This is a genomic window from Exobacillus caeni (genome assembly GCF_005747095.1).
GTDB lineage: Bacteria > Bacillota > Bacilli > Bacillales > Guptibacillaceae > Exobacillus > Exobacillus caeni.
This window is the reverse complement of the sequence record NZ_SWLG01000001.1, coordinates 335,285-354,903: the sequence shown is the minus strand read 5'-3', so window position 1 is coordinate 354,903 and position 19,619 is coordinate 335,285. Positions and strand designations below refer to the sequence as shown.

Sequence of the window (19,619 nt, the reverse complement as noted above, 5' to 3'; positions counted from 1 at the left end):
TCCTTCCCCCTTCATGTTAACTCTTTGACCAGAACTTGAGGTATGAGTCGATTAACTTGTTCAATTGTACAAAATCCTTCGGAAAATGCGGTTGCACTTCCGGAAGCTACACCGAATCGAAAAGCATCAACAATTTCTTCGCCTTTTACGATAGCAGACAGAAAGCCTGCTACAACCGAGTCGCCTGCACCAACGGAGTTCTTCACCTCTCCTTTTGGAACAGTTGAACGAAATGCTTTTTCGCCAGTAAACAAGATCGCCCCCTCTCCTGCCATCGAAACAATCGCATTTTGAGCTCCCATCTCAATAAGTTTCTGTCCGTAAACTTTCGCCTTTTCAATCGAATCGACCCTCACATCAAACAAATCTCCAAGTTCATGGTGATTCGGTTTAACTAAAAACGGATTAGCTTGTAGAGCTTTTTTCAGCGGCTCCCCTTTTGAGTCGACGATGACTCTTGCTTTTGAACTTATTGATTCAATAAGTTCTTTATATATAGAATTTCGTATACACCCCGGAACGCTCCCTGAAAGTACCAATAAATCGCCTTCCTCAATAACTGATAATTTATCAAACAGCAAGTTTAAGTGGTTTTCATTGATGTCCGGTGATAAACCGTTTATTTCTGTTTCTTCTTGAGACTTAAGCTTAATGTTAATCCTTGTGTCTCCGTCAACTTTTATAAAATCTGTCCCAAGCTGTTCTTCCTGAAGAACATTTTCAATAAAGGATCCAGTAAAACCACCAACAAATCCCAGTATCCTCGACTCAATTCCTAAACGCTTCAGAACCTTGGAAACATTTACGCCCTTGCCCCCCGGTATTTTACTGTCCTGGGCCGCAAGATTTACTTCACCCTGCTTTAATTCATCCAATTTAACGATATAATCTACAGATGGATTTAGTGTACAAGTATAAATCATTTTCTCACCACTTCTACTGTTGTTAATGATTTTAACTGCTTTAACTCATCTTTCTCATGGTAGCTCGTGATAATCGATGCTTCGCTAATTTCAGCCACTTTGCTAAAGGTTACTTCTTTTAACTTGCTATGATCCGCCAAAATGTACGATTTCTGTGAAAGACCTATCGCCTTCCGTTTCATAATCGCCTCTTCTGGATCCGGAGTCGTATAGCCATATTTTTCATGAATGCCGTTAATACCGATAAAGCTTTTATCAAAACGGTATGTCTCTATGCTGTCTAACGCTTTCGCTCCAACTACAGCCCCAGTTTTAACCTTCATTTTTCCACCTAAGATGTAAGTCTCGATTTCATTTTTGATCAATGGATCGATAAGGTGGAACCCGTTTGTCACAACCACTATATCTTTTCCTCTTAAAAATGGGACCATTTGCATTGTAGAAGTTCCGGCATCCAGATAAACGCAATCTCCGTTTTCTACAAGCGAAGCTGCGTAAGATGCGATAGCCTTCTTTTCGCTAATGTTTTTAGCGGACTTTTCCATTACGGTCGGTTCCGTTATTTTGGAATGTAACCTTGATGCTCCTCCATGGACTCTTCTTAACTTTTCTTCACTTTCGAGCTGTGCGAGATCTCTTCTAATCGTAGAGACAGAAGCATCAGTCGCCTCGCACATTTCATGGACAGTCACAACATTTTTTGTTTTCAGTAGCTCTAATATGATTTGCTGACGCTCAGGTGTTAACAAACCATCCACCTCTCTCTTACTTCTTATTTTAATGAAAACCTTTTCAAAAATCAATCAAAAATGTTCAAAAACGATTAAATTAATTCAAAAAAATATCTTTATTGGCCAATCAAAGTCTATTTCTCAATTCTTACTTTAACCAAAATCAATCAAAAATGTTCAACTAATCAATTGTTTTTTCTGATATTTTGTTAAAAAACTCAAGAGGTTGATTGGAGTGGAAGATGGGAGACTCTTCAGCTTATCGAAGGTATCAATAGCCAGCTTGAAGAGCACGGAACTCAGACAATGCATGAATGCCTGAAAATCCCAGGATTTAAAATTATAGGTCATCGATTCCTCTATCTGTGAAAAAACGTAACTTTTAGAAAAAATAAGGTCATAGATATCTAGCAATGTTTACGAAAACATTCCTTCCAAAAGAAAAGAACCGCCAACCCGCGGTTCTTCAAATCGCCTTCTATATAGATGTTTCACGTTCTACTTTTTCCGTAACTTCATACTTTTCATTCCATTTCAGTGCCCTGTAAAACGCATCATGATAGAACAAGAACCAGGCGTTTTTATCTACAGCTTCCTTGATCCACTTCTGCTTAGCACGGATCGAATCCATTGGATAATCATCATAAGCCAGAACCCATAACACATTTGAGTGAGCGTGCGTTGGCATAATATCAGCCATATGTATAAAGTGTTCACCGTTATGGTCAATCGTTATGATAGAATGGCCGTTGCTATGTCCACCAGTATGATGCATCTTGATCCCGGGCAAAACTTCAACTTCTTCTTCAAATGTTCTTACATGGTCGGTAATCGGCTCCCAATTCTCCTTCCAATAAGTATTTTGTGAACGGATATTGGGGTTCTTCATCTCATCCCATTCAATGGCTGATGTATAAATAACAGCGTTTTCAAAAGTGGGAACTAATTCATTTCCATCCCATTTTGTCAAACCGCAAGCATGGTCGAAATGTAAATGAGTCATCAATACCATATCGATATCCTCAGTAGAAAGATTCATTTGTTTTAAAGAAGACTCAATAGAAGACTCCTCTGTTACGCCGTAATTCCTCTTTTGCTTTTCATTTAATTTTCCATTTCCTATTCCAGACTCAATAAGCAGGTTTTTACCTTTATATTGAATTAAAATAGGATCTGTACGCAATTCGATCTGATTCTTATCGTTTACAGGGTACTTTTTGCTCCAAAGAGGTTTCGGCACAACTCCAAACATCGCTCCGCCATCCATATGAGTCACGCCGCCATTCAACCACGTAAAAGTTAGCTCTCCTGCCTTAAACTGCTCCATCATCCCGCTCCTTTCTAAATAAGTAACGTCCTAAGCTTACCATAACTATCCCCTAAAATTAAAAGTTAACAAACTATTGTGAATTAGCCCTATAAGAATCATGAATCATTTAGAAAAAGGATACTACTTTGCTCTCCTATGGCTCGTTTTTTGTCAGATCCGTCATGCCAACATGGGAGAACTATTATCACAAAAGAGATGCAGGGAAGAGGAAAATTGTCGTTCCCCAGACTAAAAAAAGACCCGCTATCAACGAGCCTTATTACGAAACTGCGCCTCACACCTGTAAATCCTATTTCCTTTTTCCGAAAACTTCTCTTCATATTCTGTCATGACATTATTTTCAAAATCACTCTTATGCAAATCCAGGCTAACATTCTTGATGATCATCCCGTAGTTTGAAAAGCTATATATCGAATACTCAAACAAAGCCTGGTTATCCGTCTTAAAATGGACCTCTCCTTCAGGCTTTAAAATCGTTTCATAAACAGATAAAAAATCGCTATACATCAGCCTTCTTTTTTCATGCCTGTTTTTCGGCCATGGATCGGAAAAGTTTAAAAACACTCTTGAAATTTCGCTTTCAGAAAAATAATCCGTTAACTTCTCAGCATTCACATTTAAAAGGCGAACATTCTCAACCTCTGTTTCAAGCACTTTATCCAATGCTGTTACGATCACACTTGCCGATAGCTCAATTCCGATGAAGTTCCCATCTGGATTCTTTTTTGCCATCTGGCTGATGAACTGGCCTTTTCCTGTTCCCACCTCTATGTAAATAGGATTGTTATTATTAAAGATCTCATGCCAATTTCCTTTTTGGTTTTCAGGTTCAGAAATGACAATATCTTTATATTCATGCAATTTTTCTTTTGCCCATGGTTTGTTCCGCTGGCGCATACCTTCACTTCCTCTTTCAACTTTCTAATGCTAATCCTAATCGCCATTTTATCATGAAAACCCCCTTGAAAAAAGCTTTAGCATAAGCCTTTCAATCGATACTGGATGTTATTCAAAGGAATTAGCTTGAAAACAAAGATGTTGATAGCTAAACCCGCATCATACTCTTACAGCCACTTATATCCCCGATAGGCAGATTCGATTTGTAAGCGTTTTCTACTTTAAGGTATAGAAAGTGACTAAATTAAAAGATACGGAGTGATTTAATGAAACCATTAAAAAGAACAGGACAATTCCTGGTAGAAAGTACAGTATTCGCAACAATGGCAGTTTTGTTTGCCGGCTATTCCGTAACAGTATATCCTGCCGAAAAACTGGGACATCGCTTCAGTTCAAAGGTGAACCGTTCCCAGTTAAATACCGCCTCAAACTAACCTTCCCCGTCTAAAGCCCGTCATAACCATTTTAGTTGCTGGAAAAAAGGGTATGTTGGATATAATGAACCTGTATCCTTTTGAAGGGAGCTGAATTCCAAATGAGCCACTTCTTAATAATGTGGGCACCATGGATTGTCATCATTTTAGCAATCGCCAGTGTTTTTGCCTGGGGAACATACGGTAAAACAGAATGAAAGAACAGCAAAACAGAGGGCAAAGGCTCTCTGTTTTTTGTATGAAGTAAAAAAACGACAGCGTTTAAGGGAAGACGGAGACGTAGTTGCACTTAGCTTTCTTCCTAAACTTTTCACCGACTTCACCGCCGCCTTGTTAAACGATAAAAAAGCATGAAGCATTTAAACGCTCCATGCGGATAAAATTAAAATTTGTTTCACATCCTATAAATGGATGAAGAGAAAGGATGTGTATTGTATGCCGATTGATCATAAACATCAGCTAATGATTTTGCACGATATTTTACAAAATCATCAAATCGATTGTTGTGGTTCCACTTCAGAATATGAACAGCTAAGTCGCCTTGCTAAAGCATTGATGAACAACGACCAAATGTCCGATCAGGCAAAAGCGATCTTACAAGAGATTGATAGCTACAGTTCAAATGGTACTAAGCAACCTGACTTTAACCGATATATTAATGATAATCAGGCTCAACTGACTCAATGGGTCGATTCGATAAACCAGTTGTCATAGCTCTATTTAGTGAACTAAACTCCAGGGAAATGCGAAAAGTGTTGTCGGCGAAGAACATTCTAAACAGCTGTACGGTTTAACTCAGTAAGAAAGTTTAACCAGTAGGCTGTTTCTTCGTTTCGGCCTTTAAGGGTATACCAGTAGATATCATACAAAGTCTGGCAAACGACATACCAGTACATCCGTTTATGCAGGTCTTCTGTATAACTGGTTCCATAGGACGTTAACCACTGTTCCCACTCGTTTCTTGGAACGTACCAGTAGAGGAGCATCCCTAAATCAACTGCTGGATCGGCGACCATCGCGCCATCCCAATCGATTAAATAAAGGTGTCCCTCATCGCTTAATAGCCAGTTGTTATGATTTACATCACAATGGCAGACTACTTTCTCCGCGAACGCCAAATGATTTTTATTGTCCTGAAGATAAGAAATTGCCGTTTCTACTTCAGGATGCTGAATGCTTGCCTGATCATATTTATAATGGATATCTTCAAAAATATTGTCAGGAGTCAACGGCTTTTTTCCAAGGCGATGCAGCATTTTGACCAATTCTTCGGATCGATGGATCTTTCGCAATAGTTCTGCAATCATCTGACCCTTCATTTCATGGGATTTAAGCTCCCTGCCCTGTAGCCAGCGCTGAGCTGTTATCACATCCCCGTTCTCCAGCCTTTTCGTCCATAGTAATTTTGGAACGATTCCTTCCGCTGATAAAACAGCAAGAAATGGTGAAGAATTCCTTTTTAGAAACAACTTCTCATCGCCGTATTTTGCTAAATATGCTTCGCCTGTCGCTCCGCCGGCAGGTGTTACCTCCCAGCCTTCGCCTAAAATATTCTTCAAAAATTTCACCTTCGATTTCCAATAATTCTAGTGCAGCCCCTATACCTTCTTGCTTCCCGTTTGTGGAAAAAGAAAGAAAGTTTGACTTAAACTAAAATTACAACAAGTCAGTGTTTAAATTTTAAGTGCCTACAAATACGAAATTATAACATAAAAACCCTATTTTCGTCATTAGTATCTTAATTATACATTACCAGGGTACTTAATGGCGATACAGTTATCTCATTCATTTCAAGAGAGTAAAGCGCAGTAACTCCTGCCTTATCATTATCGACTACAACATGCCAATTTTTTAGAGGGTCGACCTGGATTTTCTTTAAATCAATACCAGCGTTATGAACAACAACTACTTCGTTCCAACTGTCTATTTCTTTTAAATGATGAAGTTTGTAGATTAAAAGAGAAGGACAGTACTCATAAAAGGTTAGATGCTCTCTTATCTGGTCTTTTCTCTGTAAACGGAAACACGGATGTTCTCTTCTAAGCTGGATTAACCCTTTTATATAGTTAACGGACCGGCTTTCCCCGGCTTTTTTCTGCCAATCGAATTGATTGATCTCATCCGGAGAAGCGTAGCTGTTTTCCACTCCATATTTTGTCCGGAAGAATTCCTGGCCAGCATGGATAAACGGAATTCCCTGTGATAATAAAACGAGTGCTGATGCAAGCAAATGCCTTTTCTCCCTGATCAGTTCCTCCTCAAAGGAATTGCTGATGAGCATCCTGTCCCACAACGTATGATTATCATGGCACTCGACATAATTGATTGATTGACCCGGAGCGGAAAAGAGTGTGTTTGTACTTCCCATTATACACTGAACGATCTGATCTTTAACGAAAAGATTTCCAGTCGCAAACCCCTGATCATTTTGATTGAATAACTTTCCTTTTACAGCATCTCTAAAACGGTCATTAAAATGGCAGATCCCGGGCATTTTTGATGCATGTTCAATCTTTGCTTTCTGATCATCAGCCAGTATTGTATGCATATTCCACCCTTCGCCAATCATCAGAATGGAAGGATCGATTTCATCTATTTCCCTTCGGATTACATTCATTGTTTCAATATCGTGAATCCCCATTAAATCAAATCTGAATCCGTCAATTCCGTATTCTTTTATCCAAAACCGAACAGAGTCGACCATCAATTTTCTCATCATGAACCGTTCAGAGGCCGTATCATTTCCTACCCCTGTTCCATTAGACGGCTTTCCGCCTTTATCATATCGAAAATAATAACCTGGTACAATTTTCTCTAATGAAGAATCTTCAATGATATAAATATGGTTGAAAACGACATCCATAATAACCCTGATCCCATTTTCATGGAAAGCAGCAACCATTTCTTTTACTTCTTTTATTCTTTGGACAGGATCAAAAGGATCGGTGGAGTAACTCCCTTCAGGTACAAAATAATGAGTAGGATCATAACCCCAGTTATAGTTCGGAAATGCAGCAGATTCATCCACACTGCCATAATCCTGTATAGGCAGCAATTCTACATGTGTAACGCCAAGGTCCTTCAAATAATCCATCCCTGAAGTTGTATTAAGAGGTCCTTTTGTGTGTTTTTCTGTTAAAGCACGGTATTTGCCTTTATGAACCATTCCGCTTTGGCTTTGAATCGAAAAATCTCTCACATGGAGTTCATATATGATAGCATCTGTTGCATTTTTAAACTCTGGCTTATGGAAAGGATTCCAACCAGGCGGGTTTGTTTTGGCCAAATCTAACACAACGCCAAACTCTCCATTGACCGAAAGAGCCTTTGCATACGGATCAACCGCTTTATTCCATCTGCCATTCACGTTTATAAGATACCTGTAGTAATTCCCTTCTAACCTTCCTGGTTCTTCATGTGCCCATGTTCCATTCTCTTCTCGGACAAGGTCTAACACTCTCAAAAAATTTTGTTTTTTATCATAGAGATTAAGCTTTACCTGTATCGCAGTAGGAGCCCATATCTTAAATATTGTTCGGTCGCCGTTCAAGATACTGCCGAGATCGTCTTTCTGGTAAGCATATCTCCTGTCAAATTCTTCTGTTCTTACTACCTTTCCAGTCAATAGCAAGCAACTATTTCCTTTTTGATCAACTACAAAATACTCCTGGCCCGCATTTAAGGGATCCACTGTCTGAAGCTGTATGATCGTTTGATTCACAGGTTCGTTTTCTAGTTCCCTTATATTGCTTACAGGAAGCCAATCCTGGCCATCCGTCAGGCGAAAGGACAGAGATTCGCTTGCTGTTTCATGTATCATAACCGTGATTATATTAAAATCATCCCAATAAGCTGTGAATAAACTATTTTGTTTTTCATACGTAGAAGAACTAGCATTCAAGGAAATCCCCGCCCTCTTATTCATTCGAATGTCCTATTGAATAGAATGGTTTGTTAATATCATATTTACAAAATTTATAATTGCGATACATTACAATGCTTTTTATGGCCGTTTTTTTGCCGGGAGGATGTTTTTATTATTTATATAACTTTTCTTATCCCCGGCTGAACAGTAATCGATACCGGGGTGCTGCCTACGATCTCTCCGTCAGCATGCGCCGTAATCGGATGCCTGCTGGTTACTGTGATTTTTTCTCCCCTTAGGATTTTCACTTCTTTATAACGGATATGTTTCCCCCCATAAATAAGAGGAAATAGAACAAGTAATTTAAACCGATTCATATTATGAACAACACAAACATCTAATAGGCCGTCGTTTGGTCGGGCTGACGGGTTGACCATCATTCCTCCTCCCATGAATGGGATATTCGAAACTGCAACAAGCCATGTTCTATTAAAGCTCATCTTCCTTTCGTCTACAACTAATTCGATATCTTGTGGAACATAAGAAAAAACTAGTCTTACCACAGAGACGATATATGCAACTCGACCAAGTTTTATTTTATTCAGCCAGCGTTTATAGGATGATTCATTCGTAACTCTGGAAACTTCAGCATCGAACCCTATTCCAAACGTACTTGCGAACGTCCGTAGTCCAACCGATTCAGCTAAACGGTAAGCCCCCATATCGTAGGTTGCAAGATTAATAGTAGAAAGGATTTTATCAAGCGCCATCAGAGGATCTGATTCATGGGTAAACCCCCTTGCGAAGTCATTCCCACTCCCAGCAGGCAAAAAGCCAACAGGAACTCCAGGAAAGTCCGATAGTCCGTTAATGACTTCGTGAATCGTTCCATCCCCTCCTACAGCAACAAGTGCAATTTCATCGTTTTTTTCAGTACGGCAAATGTCGATTGCCAATTTTTCAGCATGACCCGGACAATGTGTATCAACTGCAATATAGTTTATGCCCCGTTCGTCTAGCCTTTTTCTCAATCGGTACCAGAAGGAACCAGCCTTTCCATTCCCCGCACTTTTGTTAACGATAAAGTAAAACTTTTTAATATTCATCCTTTTCCCCGCCCAGTTTTGCTTTTTATGTGATCTAAATCTTTCTACAACAACCATGTCATCATCAACGGAGCCAATATCGATGCGCAAACTGCGCTTAATGTCATTGCGATAGAGCTCACGGCCGCTGCCTTCTCTCCAAATTCTAACGCTTTAGAGGTGCCGATCGCATGAGAAGCACAGCCTAAACCAATTCCTACCCCTACAAAGTGGTCGATTTTCAATCCCCTCATTAAGAAAGGCCCTACCATCACTCCTCCGATGCCGGCAATCATAACAAACACAACAGCCAGGGAAGGCTCTCCGCTTACTGTCCTTGCTATTTCCATTGCGACAGGAGTCGTTACTGATTTTGGCAATGCTGATCGGGCTATTAACGGTTCAAAACCCAAAAGAGAAACAAGGGTAAATCCTGACCATAGCCCTGTAATCGTTCCTACGAGAACCCCGATTCCAATAGAAGCAAAGTACTTCTTGACCATCTCTCTTTGTTTATAGAGAGGCAGGGCAAGAGCTACAATCGCAGGACCAAGCAGTTTATCAATATAACCTGCACCAATCATAAATGTTTCATACTCGATGTTAAAAATAAGCAACAAAAGGACTAGTAAAAATGTGGATGTAAACACAGGTACGAGTAATGGAGAAGGAAACCTTTGATATAATTTCCGAGAAAAAACATACGATGCAACGGTCAGGGTAATCCAAAGAATACCTGTTAAAAACTCATTCACTCTGGCTTCTCTCCCTTCTGACTGCAACCGCCTGGCTGATTCCACCTGATACCAACATCACGATTATGGTGCTTATCATTATAATAGGAATTAAAATAATGCTGTGACCCCCAAACAGCCCAAGATGTTGGATGATTCCAACCGTTACAGGAATAAACAAAAAAGGCAAATGGTTTAATAAAAGTTCCGTACCAGTACTGATCCACTTTACTGGTATTATGCGAATATATAACAAAAGAAACAAAAGGATCATCCCAATAATACTTCCCGGGACAAAAAGGCCAAGCCATGTTTGGATAAGCGATCCGATTAAAAAAAGTCCATAAAGGAGGCTAATTTGAATACTGATAACCGCATATTTTTGCCAGTTAAAACGTTTCATTATCTTGAAAAAGCGGAAATTCAAAAATAGCTTCATAATGCGGCTTTTTATTCCTGTGGATTTTATATAATACAATCTTATCTACATTCCATGAAAAGCGGTTTTCTTTTTCTCCTGTTACATCCTTCATCCAATCATAGGAAACCTCTCCGGCTCCGTCCCATTTTTTTGCAATGGTTATATGTGGCCGGTATGGTCTCTCATCAAGCTTAAATCCTGTAGTTTCACATGCCCTTTTCACTTCATCCTGCAGCGAAAACAAAACATCCGGCTCTGAGACCCCTGCCCATAAGACACGTGGTGTTTTTGGTTTTCCAAAACCCCCTGTTCCTTTTAACTCAAGTTTAAATGGTGTGAATTTTTTTAAAGCGATCGATAAGTTATCCTTCATTTGAGCGAGCGAAGGATCGGTTGCAGCCCCTAAAAATGCGAGCGTAATGTGGTAGTCATCTTTATGCACCCAGACTTTATAAGAAAAATGTTCTTTAAATGCTAAAGACCATTCCTCAATTATTTCTCTGATCTGTTTCCCGGGTGGAATCGCTATAAAATAATGATGAGAATCCAATCTAATCATCTCCTTGATTATCATTACAGTTTAGACATTAAACAGGGATTTCCTTTAAAATTCTGTTCTAATACTTCTTTCGTTTATAAATACGAAGCATTCGGATCAACCCATTTCCCATTACCTAATAGTACACATTATTAAAGGCTATTAAAATGATCTTGTTTTCAGATTATACTTATATATAAGAAAGAAGGGATATTGGGATATAAAAGTAGTTACTAAAGATAGGTAGCCTCCTGAAACAGAAGCAAATCTCCCATAACCAACTTATTCAATAGGCTATAAAGGAATTAAACATTAATTTTTGCTATAATGGGAACAGTAGACTATAGAATACTCCATAAAATCATAAAGGATGGTTTTTAATGATCGTAAATAATATTGCTGAACTTATTGGAAATACTCCTTTAGTCAAACTTAATCGCCTTCCGAATCCAAACGGTGCAAAAATTTATGTGAAGCTCGAATATTTCAATCCAAGCAGAAGTGTAAAAGACCGTGCGGCGTTTAACATGATTTTGCAGGCTGAAGAAAAAGGGCTTTTAACCGAGGGATCTACCATTATTGAGCCTACTTCTGGAAACACTGGAATCGGCATTGCTATGAATGCTGCTGCCCGCGGATACCGTTCTATCATTGTAATGCCCGACACTATGTCTCAGGAGAGGATTAACCTTTTAAAGGCATATGGGGCAAAGGTAGTATTGACCCCCGGTGAAGAAAAAATGCCCGGAGCAATAAAAAAAGCCAAAGAACTCGCTCAGGAAATTGATAAAAGCTTTATGCCGATGCAATTTGAAAACGGGGCGAATCCAGATGCACATCGAAAAACAACTGCACTGGAGATTGTCGAAGCGATGAAAGAATTAAACGTTACCCCATCCGCCTTTGTAAGTACAGCGGGAACAGGGGGAACTGTTACCGGAACAGGTGAAACCTTAAAAGAATACTATGAAGATATGACCGTGCATGTAGTAGAGCCCGCTGGTTCTCCAGTACTTTCAGGAGGCAAACCTGGAAAACACAAATTGGTCGGAACAAGCCCGGGTTTCATCCCTGATGTACTAAATACAGACGTTTACGATGAAATTCTCCAGATCAAAGATGAACAGGCTTACGATGTTGCGAGAAGGCTGGCAAGACAAGAAGGAATCCTGGTCGGGCCTTCCTCTGGGGCGGCAGTCTATGCTGCAATGGAAATCGCGGAACGACTTACTCCTGATCAGGTTGTTGTGTGCATCACAGCTGATGCGGGAGAACGTTATTTATCCACTGACTTATTCAATTATGAGAAAGAATGAAAACGGATCTAAATAACGAATTCGACTATCTAAACCAAAGAACCCGATCGTATGATATAAACTGATCGGGTTCTTTGGTTATTTTGCTAACTCATACAGCGCCTGTGCATAAATTGCTGTCGCCTTCAATAAGTCCTCAATTTCGATGTATTCATCTTTTTCATGGGCCACCTCCGGCTTTCCAGGGAACAATGCGCCAAATGCCACTCCTGCATCCAGTGATCTTGCGTAAGTACCTCCGCCAATCGCGAGAAGTTCAGGTTCCTCTCCTGTCTGCTCTCTGTAAACAGCCTGTAGCGTTTGTATCAGTTCATGATCTTTCGGAACATGGTGGGGTACCATATGGTCAATGACATGAAGATCCATCTGATACTTATTTGCTGCAGATTGTATTTTTGGCTGAACAACTTTAAAGTCACATGAAACCGGATAACGAAGATTAACTCCGATCTTTGAAAATCCTTTTGAAAAAGACATGGTTCCGACGTTCATCGTTAGCTCGCCTGAAATCTCATCTTTAAATGCCACTCCTAACTTGTTTCCCTTTGAATCGTTAAGCATGAAATCATTCAAAAATCCAATGAACGTTAATCCTTTTTGCTGAAACGGGACACCTTTCAAAAATCCTGCCATTTGCAGTCCTGCGTTAATTCCTTTGTCTGGCTCTGAGCCATGGACAGATATTCCTTCAAGTGAAAGCGTAAGCTTCTCTTCATTCAAAGAACTGCTTCCTTGAAAGCTATTTTGATCAAGAAACTCTTTATAGCGGCCTGAAATTTGTTCCATCATCTGGTTACTGCCTTTTATTTCTGCTAAAGCACGGTCAGGAACCATATTTAACCTTTGGCCCGATTGGAAGCTCAAAAGCTCTGTCTCCAATTCTTCTTCGTTCCTATGCTCCCGGCTAACCAATTCGAAATCTGCGATCCCTTTCTCTGCATGAATGATCGGAAAAACCGCGTCAGGTGCAAACCCTGCAGACGGCATCTCTTCCTTTTTGAAATAGCGGTCCACACAGCGCCAATTGCTTTCTTCATCCGTGCCTACTATCATTCGTATTCGTTTAGACAGCGGCAAGCCCAGTTCCTTGATAATTTGCATCGCATATAGTGCAGCTATCGTTGGTCCTTTATCATCAATAGCCCCGCGGGCAAAAATCTTGCCGTCTCTTATTTCTGCCCCAAATGGATCGCTTGACCATCCATCACCTTCTGGAACAACATCTACATGGCAAAGTACACCGATTAAGTCTTCCCCCTGCCCCATCTCCAGGTGTCCCGCTATTTGATCAACATTTTTAATACTAAAACCATTTCGCTCACCAGTTTTAAGCATAAAATCGAGTGCTTCTTTGATGCCAATTCCGAACGGTGCATCATCCGTCGGTTTTTCTTCATCCAAAACACTTCTAATACGTAGTAAGTTCTGTAGATCTTTAATTAAGTCGTCTTTCCTTTTCTCTACTTCCTCTATCCATTCGACCATTATTAATCCTCCTTCCATGTCATGTTTTTATCTTTAAGTAAGTTTCTCTATCACATATCACAAACAACCTAGCATTTGGAGAAATATTTTCGTCAAGGTTCCGATTGATTTCGAGATTGTTCCCATCAGAGATAAGCGTAGCTCCTTCTTGTAACAATTCGTCAAATGCCTGTCGATACGTTTTCCAGTGCGGTTTCGCAACAACCTCATAAAGATCTTCTCCGTGTCCCCTGCTCATTAATTGAGAAAATACATTCGTTATTCCTTTTGAAAAGATTGACCTTACAGCGAGACGTGAAATCGTTTCATGGGTTAAAACAAACTCATCTACTTTTACATGTTTAAAGTTTTTGATATGTTCTTCTTTCATCACTTCTACTGTTGTATGGATTTCCGGAACCATACTCTCTATGGTCGTACAGATCAACAGTGATTTTCCGTCCGCTAAAAGGGCATCATGAATGGAATCATCCGAAAAAATCAGGACTGCTTCCGCCTCTTTTATATTCGCTTTCAACAGCGTTTTCTCTTCTGCAGCATCCCCTTTTATGTAATGGATATCTTCGGTTAAAAGAGGCGCTTTTTCAAGTTTATCAATAATAACGATTTCCCTATTATTTTCTGTTTCCATAATTTCTTTTACGGCAAAAGATGCTTTTTTGGACCACCCGATAATAATAATATGATTTTTCCCTTTATACTCCATTCTGCCTTCCTCTCTTCTCTTTTTAACCGCTGAGAAACCTTCGATTATTTTTCCGATAACTAATGATATGTATCCGATTCCGATCATATAAAGGATGATCGCAAATACTCTTCCTCCTGTCGTAACGGGCGAGTAATCGCCATAACCAACTGTCGTAACAGTTGTCATCACCCACCAGAGTGCTTCGAAGAACGTTGGGAATGTCTCCGGTTCAATAAGCCTGGTGATGGCTGAACTTCCAACAACCAGTGCAATTGCAGAATAAAAAACAAACCAATTGTTTAAGCTTAAAGCTTTTTTGATTAACTTTTGCAAATGTATCATACTCATCGATCTACCCTCCTAATTGTATAGCATATCAAATTTTGAGATGCGGGTGTTAGAAGGACAGGGTAAAACTTCCCGTTTTTTTGACATTTCTTTAGTACTTTTGCCTAATTGACAGAATTATTGTAAAATATCAATTATTAGGGGGGATGCTCGGGTTCTAATATACGGTACAAAGTTCCTGATAGATAATCGAAGCTCTTTTTTTATAAATCGAAATAGCTCTGGTCTCTTCTTAACATACAAGGAACTTAACCTTTAAATCGAAAGAATATTTAGAATATCTTAACTTTCGGTTCATACTTATTTAATAGTTAAATTTTACGATATGTTCAGGAACAGAATTAAACTTTAGGGAGTGGTTTTTTGAGCGTACCTTCAACTGATCGAATGATGACCCGTATCAAGTCAATCTACTTATTCATTCTTGAAAAAGGGACAGTCAGCACAAAAGACTTGGTTGAAGAGTTTGGCATCACCCAGCGTACCGTACAAAGAGACTTAAACGTGTTGTCCTATAACAATCTTGTCAAAAGTCCGAACAGAGGTTATTGGACAACTACCGGAAAAAAGGTAAAAGTAAGCTAAAAGTAAACAATCATATCAGAATTGCCTCGTCCAGAATTAGAAGAAAGCCCGGGAAATTAACTCCCGGGCTTTCTTCTAATTTATTTGGTTAACATTCTTAAAGAAAGTCATCAAATCTATCCCTTAACATCTCCTCTGCGTGGTTTTCCACGATTACCTGGTTTCCTTCCAGTCTGACAATCTCTGTAAATGGCAAGTACTGCTTGCCTTCCCCGATTAGGTCCGACCATAATCCATCTGAAAGACCCAGGGCTACCACTTTTTCCTCATCGCTGTCAATGATAATATCTTTTACTTTCCCAAACTCCCTGCCATCATCAGTCTTAACTTCAGCACCCTTCAGTTGATTATACGAAGCAAGATGGTTAAGCATCTCGTAATCCATCTCATCAGCTGATTCAGAAACAACAATCCTTTTGTTCTTTATCTCTTCTATCTGGTTGAACGGCAGAACGATTGCTTTGTTCATTTTGTTTTCCTTACGATCATCGTCTGTCACAGGGTAATTTGAATTAGAGAAACCTCCAGAAGCCTCAACAGAATTCAAAACTTCATCAGCATGATGATCATTATGGGCAGCTAAATTTTCAGTATGGTTTACATAAAGCCTTTCATCATATTCTAAAAATTCAATATTGCCTAACCTGGAATCAAAATAAAAATTTTCAACTTTAGATTTAAGATCCGGTGTGTTTTTCCCGACTATTGTCATATCCATTAGTTCTTTTCCTGCTATAGCCATGATATCCTCTCCTCGACGCTTTTTACCCTTTTATTACCCTTCTGTATTTAATAAAAAACCCTTTGATCGGTAAGTATCCAGGGGAAGAGAGGTGGTGATTAGGCTTTATCCAGGTAAAGTACAACTACTTCTTAGCCCTTTAAAAGATCGATCTCTTCATCAGTCAGTTCCCGGTATTCACCAGGATTCAATGACTCATCCAGCTTAAGAGATCCCATGCTCAGCCTTTTTAAGTATTTCACTTTTTTTCCGACCGCTTCAAACATCCGTTTTACCTGATGGTATTTGCCTTCTGTTATCGTTAACTCGATGAAAGAAGTGGGTCCTGTATCAAGAATAACTAGCTCACCCGGTTTTGTTTCATAACCATCCTCCAGCGTGACTCCTGTTGAAAATGCTGTTACATCTGATTCATCCACCACACCTGAGATTTCAGCATAGTATGTTTTGGGTACATGATGCTTCGGTGAAGTTAAATGGTGGGCCAGCTGCCCGTCATTTGTAAGGATCAGCAGACCCTCTGTGTCTTTATCCAGCCTTCCTACCGGAAAAGGAGTAAAGACTGCATCTTCTGGTTCTAGCACATCAATTACTGTTTCTGCATATTCATCCTCTGTCGCAGATAATAATCCCCGGGGTTTATTCATCATTAAATATACAAACTCTTTGTATTCTATTTCTTCCCCAAAGACACTGATGCTTTGTTCATCTGGATCAACATGGATTTTCGCATCTTTTACAGGCTCTCCATCGACTCTTACTACTCCTGTTTTTAACAATTTCTTTACTTCTTTTCTGCTTCCATAACCAAGATTGGCTAAAACTTTATCGATTCTCATAATTGGATACCTCTCTCATTCACAATCTTTTTTTCCACTTTTCTTCCATTTTTTTAGGTTATTTTCAATTATTGGGCATACGCACTCCAAAAGTCGGGTATGTAGACCGTACAAGAGAATATGCAGAATGCATTAAAGAACTGGAGTGAACGTTTATGAAACAAAAAGTCGGTTTACTTGCTACCGCTCGCAAAAAGAACAATAAACCTGCCCCAGTAACAGAGTTTTACCAGAGCCCGCTATTTCAAAAATCTTTAGAATACGCCAAGCAAAATTATGCGCGTATGTATTTCTATAATGCCAAAGATGGACTATTATTACCAAACGATATGATGGATCCTTATGATGTTTCGATCAAAACCTTTACCCATCAAGAACGTGAAGAATGGGCAGAAAAGGTAGTTGAAAACTTCAGTAAGGTAGAAAACCCGAGTAAAGTGATCGTTTACCTTCACGGAGGGGCTGTCTATCGGAAGCATCTTGAACCGAAATTAGAAAAGCATAATTTTGAATACGAGGTACCATTAAAAGGACTGGGCATCGGCGAGCAACTGAACTGGTATCAAAAGAAATTGGGTTAACTGACTGAGGCTTATTGTTTTACCATTAACAAACACTTCCCTTCTCTCATAGACTAATGTGTATTAAATTTAGTTAGGGGTGCAGGGATGGATTATCGACAACAACCACAAACTCAGCTTCAACAGTTCCCGGGTATGCCCGGAGGTTATCCTGGGGGCTTTCCGGGAGGTTATCCCGGTGGTTACCCTGGAGGATATCCAGGAGGCTATTCTGGGGAAGGAAACATTGACAGAAGACTTAACAGAATCGAAAGACAGCTTGATCGTCTTGAAAGAAGAGTAACAAGGCTTGAACGCCAGATTGGCACTTACGGACAATAACAATAAGAAGAAGGCCGAAATTCGGCCTTCTTCTTTAAATTGCATTCTTCTTACGTTTTAAGAATTTGAAACGATTTCCGAGTATTTGTCCGGCAAGATGGGATCGATAGCTTAACCACAAATATACCGCCCCTCCAGTCACTACTCCAGCGATCAACGAAAGAATTGCCTGCAGATAGCTTCCACCCTTGTTGTATCCTCCAGCAATAAATGCTTCGATCGGCATTCTGACAAGCCAGACGGAAATTGCCATCGCAATAACGAATATGCCGATCAAAAGAGCTCGCTTCGCAATATACCCATATGAATAACCAGAATACTTTTTAATAATATATAGATTAATTATTACGGATGCAAGGTAGCCTATATCCGTCGTTAAAATCGGTCCCAGTTCTTCATAATTTACAATAAAGAAATAAGTTAGTGATCCTTTTAACACCACACCTACTAAAAGACTGATAACTGCAAACTTTTGTTTGTTTATCCCCTGCAATATCGCTGCTGTCACAGAAAATAGTGCAAAAAATATAGCAGTAGGCGCATACCATCGCAAGATTCTACTTCCAAGTTCAATATCATCCAATCCATATAACGAACCAAAAGCAGGAGCCGCCAAAACGGACAAACCGATCGCAGCAGGCAAGGTTAAGAATAAAAGCAGCTGAAAGGTTTGTGTGATTTGGCCATGAAGTTCATCGTTATCCCCACTAGTATATGAATTAGTAATTGTTGGAATTAAAGTTAATGCCATAGCAGTAGCAAGTGAAACAGGAATCATAATTAATTTATGGGAATGGGCTGTCAAAATAGCATAGACAGCCTCGGCATCTTCCAATTCATATCCGATGTCCCTTAAGGCATTATTTATTGTAAAAGTATCGATTTGAAGGTAAATCGGAATCGCTAATCCAACAACAACAAACGGAACGGCATATGCAATCAGTTCCTTATACATGTCCTTTAAAGGGATTTGATGGTCGACAGTGCTTTGTTCAAGCTGTTCATCAAGATGGGCTTTCCTTTTTTTCCAGTACCAGACCAGAACGGCAAGCCCTCCAAGCGCCCCAATAAAAGCTCCAAACGTCGCTACTCCAGAAGCAACTGCAATTTCATCCTTTAGGACCTTAATTACGATAAAACTTCCAGCAAGTATAAACACAATCCGGACTATTTGTTCAACCAGCTGGGATACCGCTGTGGGACCCATCGATTGGAATCCCTGGAAATACCCCCTGATCAGGCTCATGCTCGGTACAATAACTAACGCTGTACTTACTACTCGGATAACCATGGTAACATCCGCAAGCGTGTTACCGGTCGTTGCTTTGTTATCAATAATAAGCTTAGCAATAGGCCCAGCAAAGGAAAACAATGCTAAAAATGCTACCAGCCCGGTGAGAGACATTAACAGCAGCCCTGATTTAAACAACCTTCTCCCGGTATGATAATCGCCCAGGGCGTTATACTTGGACACAAATTTTGATACAGCTAATGGTACTCCCATAGTGGAAATGCTCAATAATATCGTATAAGGGGTATAGGCGTACTGATAAAGTGCTGCCCCCTGTTTTCCAACAAGCCATAAAAATGGAAAGAAATAAACCAAACCTAATATTCTAGAAATCAAAGTTGCCGAGGTTAACAATAATGTTCCCCTGACCAATCGTGAATCTGACATAATTCGTCCAACTCCCAGTACAAAATAAAACTTAATATAGATAACTTGAATTTCTACTAAAGACTTCAATACCCTATT

Annotated in this window: 22 protein-coding genes; 7 read left to right on the top strand and 15 right to left on the bottom strand. The window is 39.7% G+C overall.

What is annotated here, in order from left to right:
* Positions 1–11 precede the first annotated feature (11 nt).
* The 4 genes from pfkB to trmB all read right to left on the bottom strand — a co-directional run bounded on the left by pfkB (position 12) and on the right by trmB (position 3,881).
* A complete protein-coding gene (gene pfkB, locus FCL54_RS01785; RefSeq protein WP_138122540.1) occupies positions 12–923 on the bottom strand; it encodes a 1-phosphofructokinase in 912 nt (303 codons plus the stop codon).
* Entirely contained in the window at positions 920–1,672 is a 753-nt protein-coding gene (locus tag FCL54_RS01780) for a DeoR/GlpR family DNA-binding transcription regulator (RefSeq protein WP_138123225.1), read from the bottom strand. The genes pfkB and FCL54_RS01780 overlap by 4 nt, the downstream gene beginning before the upstream one ends.
* Before the next feature lie 460 nt (positions 1,673–2,132).
* On the bottom strand, positions 2,133–2,981 hold the full coding sequence (locus FCL54_RS01775; RefSeq protein ID WP_138122538.1) for a YtnP family quorum-quenching lactonase: 849 nt from the start codon (positions 2,979–2,981) through the stop codon (positions 2,133–2,135).
* A gap of 249 nt (positions 2,982–3,230) precedes the next feature.
* Positions 3,231–3,881: a tRNA (guanosine(46)-N7)-methyltransferase TrmB gene (gene trmB, locus FCL54_RS01770; RefSeq protein ID WP_138122536.1), complete on the bottom strand. Its 651-nt coding sequence runs from the start codon at positions 3,879–3,881 to the stop codon at positions 3,231–3,233.
* A 266-nt stretch (positions 3,882–4,147) separates the two neighbouring features.
* Between trmB and FCL54_RS23770 the strand changes: the two genes are divergently transcribed.
* The 3 genes from FCL54_RS23770 to FCL54_RS01765 all read left to right on the top strand — a co-directional run bounded on the left by FCL54_RS23770 (position 4,148) and on the right by FCL54_RS01765 (position 5,029).
* Positions 4,148–4,315: a hypothetical protein gene (locus FCL54_RS23770; protein ID WP_171016634.1), complete on the top strand. Its 168-nt coding sequence runs from the start codon at positions 4,148–4,150 to the stop codon at positions 4,313–4,315.
* A 101-nt stretch (positions 4,316–4,416) separates the two neighbouring features.
* The gene (cydS, locus tag FCL54_RS24790) at positions 4,417–4,512 is read left to right on the top strand and encodes a cytochrome bd oxidase small subunit CydS family protein (RefSeq protein ID WP_425467085.1); all 96 of its coding nucleotides are present in this window, start codon (positions 4,417–4,419) and stop codon (positions 4,510–4,512) included.
* A 238-nt stretch (positions 4,513–4,750) separates the two neighbouring features.
* The gene (locus FCL54_RS01765) at positions 4,751–5,029 is read left to right on the top strand and encodes a YtzH-like family protein (RefSeq protein ID WP_138122534.1); all 279 of its coding nucleotides are present in this window, start codon (positions 4,751–4,753) and stop codon (positions 5,027–5,029) included.
* A 59-nt stretch (positions 5,030–5,088) separates the two neighbouring features.
* Here FCL54_RS01765 and FCL54_RS01760 read toward each other — a convergent pair whose 3' ends face one another.
* From FCL54_RS01760 to thpR, 6 genes are all read right to left on the bottom strand, one after another.
* Positions 5,089–5,874, bottom strand: a complete 786-nt coding sequence (locus FCL54_RS01760) for a phosphotransferase family protein (RefSeq protein ID WP_138122532.1) — start codon at positions 5,872–5,874, stop codon at positions 5,089–5,091.
* 179 nt (positions 5,875–6,053) lie between these two features.
* On the bottom strand, positions 6,054–8,240 hold the full coding sequence (pulA, locus tag FCL54_RS01755; RefSeq protein WP_138122530.1) for a type I pullulanase: 2,187 nt from the start codon (positions 8,238–8,240) through the stop codon (positions 6,054–6,056).
* Positions 8,241–8,356: 116 nt separating this feature from the next.
* A complete protein-coding gene (locus tag FCL54_RS01750) occupies positions 8,357–9,286 on the bottom strand; it encodes a diacylglycerol/lipid kinase family protein (RefSeq protein WP_171016633.1) in 930 nt (309 codons plus the stop codon).
* Positions 9,287–9,330: 44 nt separating this feature from the next.
* Positions 9,331–10,020 (bottom strand): LrgB family protein, encoded by a 690-nt coding sequence (locus FCL54_RS01745; protein ID WP_138122526.1) that lies wholly within the window; start codon positions 10,018–10,020, stop codon positions 9,331–9,333.
* Positions 10,013–10,402, bottom strand: a complete 390-nt coding sequence (locus FCL54_RS01740; RefSeq protein ID WP_138122524.1) for a CidA/LrgA family protein — start codon at positions 10,400–10,402, stop codon at positions 10,013–10,015. The genes FCL54_RS01745 and FCL54_RS01740 overlap by 8 nt, the downstream gene beginning before the upstream one ends.
* Positions 10,389–10,970, bottom strand: coding sequence for an RNA 2',3'-cyclic phosphodiesterase (gene thpR / locus FCL54_RS01735; RefSeq protein WP_171016632.1), 582 nt, complete (start codon positions 10,968–10,970; stop codon positions 10,389–10,391). Before thpR ends, FCL54_RS01740 begins: the two co-directional genes overlap by 14 nt.
* A gap of 368 nt (positions 10,971–11,338) precedes the next feature.
* On the opposite strand from thpR, the gene cysK reads away from it, so the two are divergent.
* On the top strand, positions 11,339–12,274 hold the full coding sequence (gene cysK / locus FCL54_RS01730; RefSeq protein ID WP_138122520.1) for a cysteine synthase A: 936 nt from the start codon (positions 11,339–11,341) through the stop codon (positions 12,272–12,274).
* A gap of 78 nt (positions 12,275–12,352) precedes the next feature.
* Here cysK and pepV read toward each other — a convergent pair whose 3' ends face one another.
* Together pepV and FCL54_RS01720 are read right to left on the bottom strand one after the other, a co-directional pair.
* Entirely contained in the window at positions 12,353–13,759 is a 1,407-nt protein-coding gene (gene pepV / locus FCL54_RS01725; RefSeq protein WP_425467084.1) for a dipeptidase PepV, read from the bottom strand.
* Between the two features lie 19 nt (positions 13,760–13,778).
* Positions 13,779–14,795: a potassium channel family protein gene (locus tag FCL54_RS01720; protein ID WP_246055104.1), complete on the bottom strand. Its 1,017-nt coding sequence runs from the start codon at positions 14,793–14,795 to the stop codon at positions 13,779–13,781.
* A 387-nt stretch (positions 14,796–15,182) separates the two neighbouring features.
* Between FCL54_RS01720 and FCL54_RS01715 the strand changes: the two genes are divergently transcribed.
* Positions 15,183–15,380: a DeoR family transcriptional regulator gene (locus tag FCL54_RS01715; protein WP_138123221.1), complete on the top strand. Its 198-nt coding sequence runs from the start codon at positions 15,183–15,185 to the stop codon at positions 15,378–15,380.
* A 97-nt stretch (positions 15,381–15,477) separates the two neighbouring features.
* Here FCL54_RS01715 and FCL54_RS01710 read toward each other — a convergent pair whose 3' ends face one another.
* Entirely contained in the window at positions 15,478–16,122 is a 645-nt protein-coding gene (locus tag FCL54_RS01710) for a PRC-barrel domain-containing protein (protein ID WP_138122516.1), read from the bottom strand.
* Positions 16,123–16,253: 131 nt separating this feature from the next.
* Complete coding sequence (locus tag FCL54_RS01705) at positions 16,254–16,961, bottom strand: pseudouridine synthase (RefSeq protein ID WP_171016631.1); 708 nt, start codon at positions 16,959–16,961, stop codon at positions 16,254–16,256.
* Positions 16,962–17,116: 155 nt separating this feature from the next.
* Between FCL54_RS01705 and FCL54_RS01700 the strand changes: the two genes are divergently transcribed.
* Positions 17,117–17,542, top strand: a complete 426-nt coding sequence (locus tag FCL54_RS01700; RefSeq protein WP_138122512.1) for a DUF6884 domain-containing protein — start codon at positions 17,117–17,119, stop codon at positions 17,540–17,542.
* 87 nt (positions 17,543–17,629) lie between these two features.
* Entirely contained in the window at positions 17,630–17,863 is a 234-nt protein-coding gene (locus FCL54_RS01695) for a hypothetical protein (RefSeq protein WP_138122510.1), read from the top strand.
* A gap of 34 nt (positions 17,864–17,897) precedes the next feature.
* Here FCL54_RS01695 and FCL54_RS01690 read toward each other — a convergent pair whose 3' ends face one another.
* Positions 17,898–19,541, bottom strand: a complete 1,644-nt coding sequence (locus tag FCL54_RS01690) for a putative polysaccharide biosynthesis protein (RefSeq protein WP_138122508.1) — start codon at positions 19,539–19,541, stop codon at positions 17,898–17,900.
* Positions 19,542–19,619 lie beyond the last annotated feature (78 nt).

What these genes read in the sequence shown, in the direction of transcription:
- pfkB (WP_138122540.1), bottom strand. Translation starts at nt 923, where the DNA reads ATGATTTATACTTGTACACTAAATCCATCTGTAGATTATATCGTTAAA.
- FCL54_RS01775 (WP_138122538.1), bottom strand. Translation starts at nt 2,981, where the DNA reads ATGGAGCAGTTTAAGGCAGGAGAGCTAACTTTTACGTGGTTGAATGGC.
- trmB (WP_138122536.1), bottom strand. Translation starts at nt 3,881, where the DNA reads ATGCGCCAGCGGAACAAACCATGGGCAAAAGAAAAATTGCATGAATAT.
- FCL54_RS23770 (WP_171016634.1), top strand. Translation starts at nt 4,148, where the DNA reads ATGAAACCATTAAAAAGAACAGGACAATTCCTGGTAGAAAGTACAGTA.
- cydS (WP_425467085.1), top strand. Translation starts at nt 4,417, where the DNA reads ATGAGCCACTTCTTAATAATGTGGGCACCATGGATTGTCATCATTTTA.
- FCL54_RS01765 (WP_138122534.1), top strand. Translation starts at nt 4,751, where the DNA reads ATGCCGATTGATCATAAACATCAGCTAATGATTTTGCACGATATTTTA.
- pulA (WP_138122530.1), bottom strand. Translation starts at nt 8,240, where the DNA reads ATGAATAAGAGGGCGGGGATTTCCTTGAATGCTAGTTCTTCTACGTAT.
- FCL54_RS01750 (WP_171016633.1), bottom strand. Translation starts at nt 9,286, where the DNA reads ATGAATATTAAAAAGTTTTACTTTATCGTTAACAAAAGTGCGGGGAAT.
- FCL54_RS01740 (WP_138122524.1), bottom strand. Translation starts at nt 10,402, where the DNA reads ATGAAACGTTTTAACTGGCAAAAATATGCGGTTATCAGTATTCAAATT.
- cysK (WP_138122520.1), top strand. Translation starts at nt 11,339, where the DNA reads ATGATCGTAAATAATATTGCTGAACTTATTGGAAATACTCCTTTAGTC.
- pepV (WP_425467084.1), bottom strand. Translation starts at nt 13,759, where the DNA reads ATGGTCGAATGGATAGAGGAAGTAGAGAAAAGGAAAGACGACTTAATT.
- FCL54_RS01720 (WP_246055104.1), bottom strand. Translation starts at nt 14,795, where the DNA reads ATGAGTATGATACATTTGCAAAAGTTAATCAAAAAAGCTTTAAGCTTA.
- FCL54_RS01715 (WP_138123221.1), top strand. Translation starts at nt 15,183, where the DNA reads ATGATGACCCGTATCAAGTCAATCTACTTATTCATTCTTGAAAAAGGG.
- FCL54_RS01710 (WP_138122516.1), bottom strand. Translation starts at nt 16,122, where the DNA reads ATGGCTATAGCAGGAAAAGAACTAATGGATATGACAATAGTCGGGAAA.
- FCL54_RS01705 (WP_171016631.1), bottom strand. Translation starts at nt 16,961, where the DNA reads ATGAGAATCGATAAAGTTTTAGCCAATCTTGGTTATGGAAGCAGAAAA.
- FCL54_RS01700 (WP_138122512.1), top strand. Translation starts at nt 17,117, where the DNA reads ATGAAACAAAAAGTCGGTTTACTTGCTACCGCTCGCAAAAAGAACAAT.
- FCL54_RS01695 (WP_138122510.1), top strand. Translation starts at nt 17,630, where the DNA reads ATGGATTATCGACAACAACCACAAACTCAGCTTCAACAGTTCCCGGGT.
- FCL54_RS01690 (WP_138122508.1), bottom strand. Translation starts at nt 19,541, where the DNA reads ATGTCAGATTCACGATTGGTCAGGGGAACATTATTGTTAACCTCGGCA.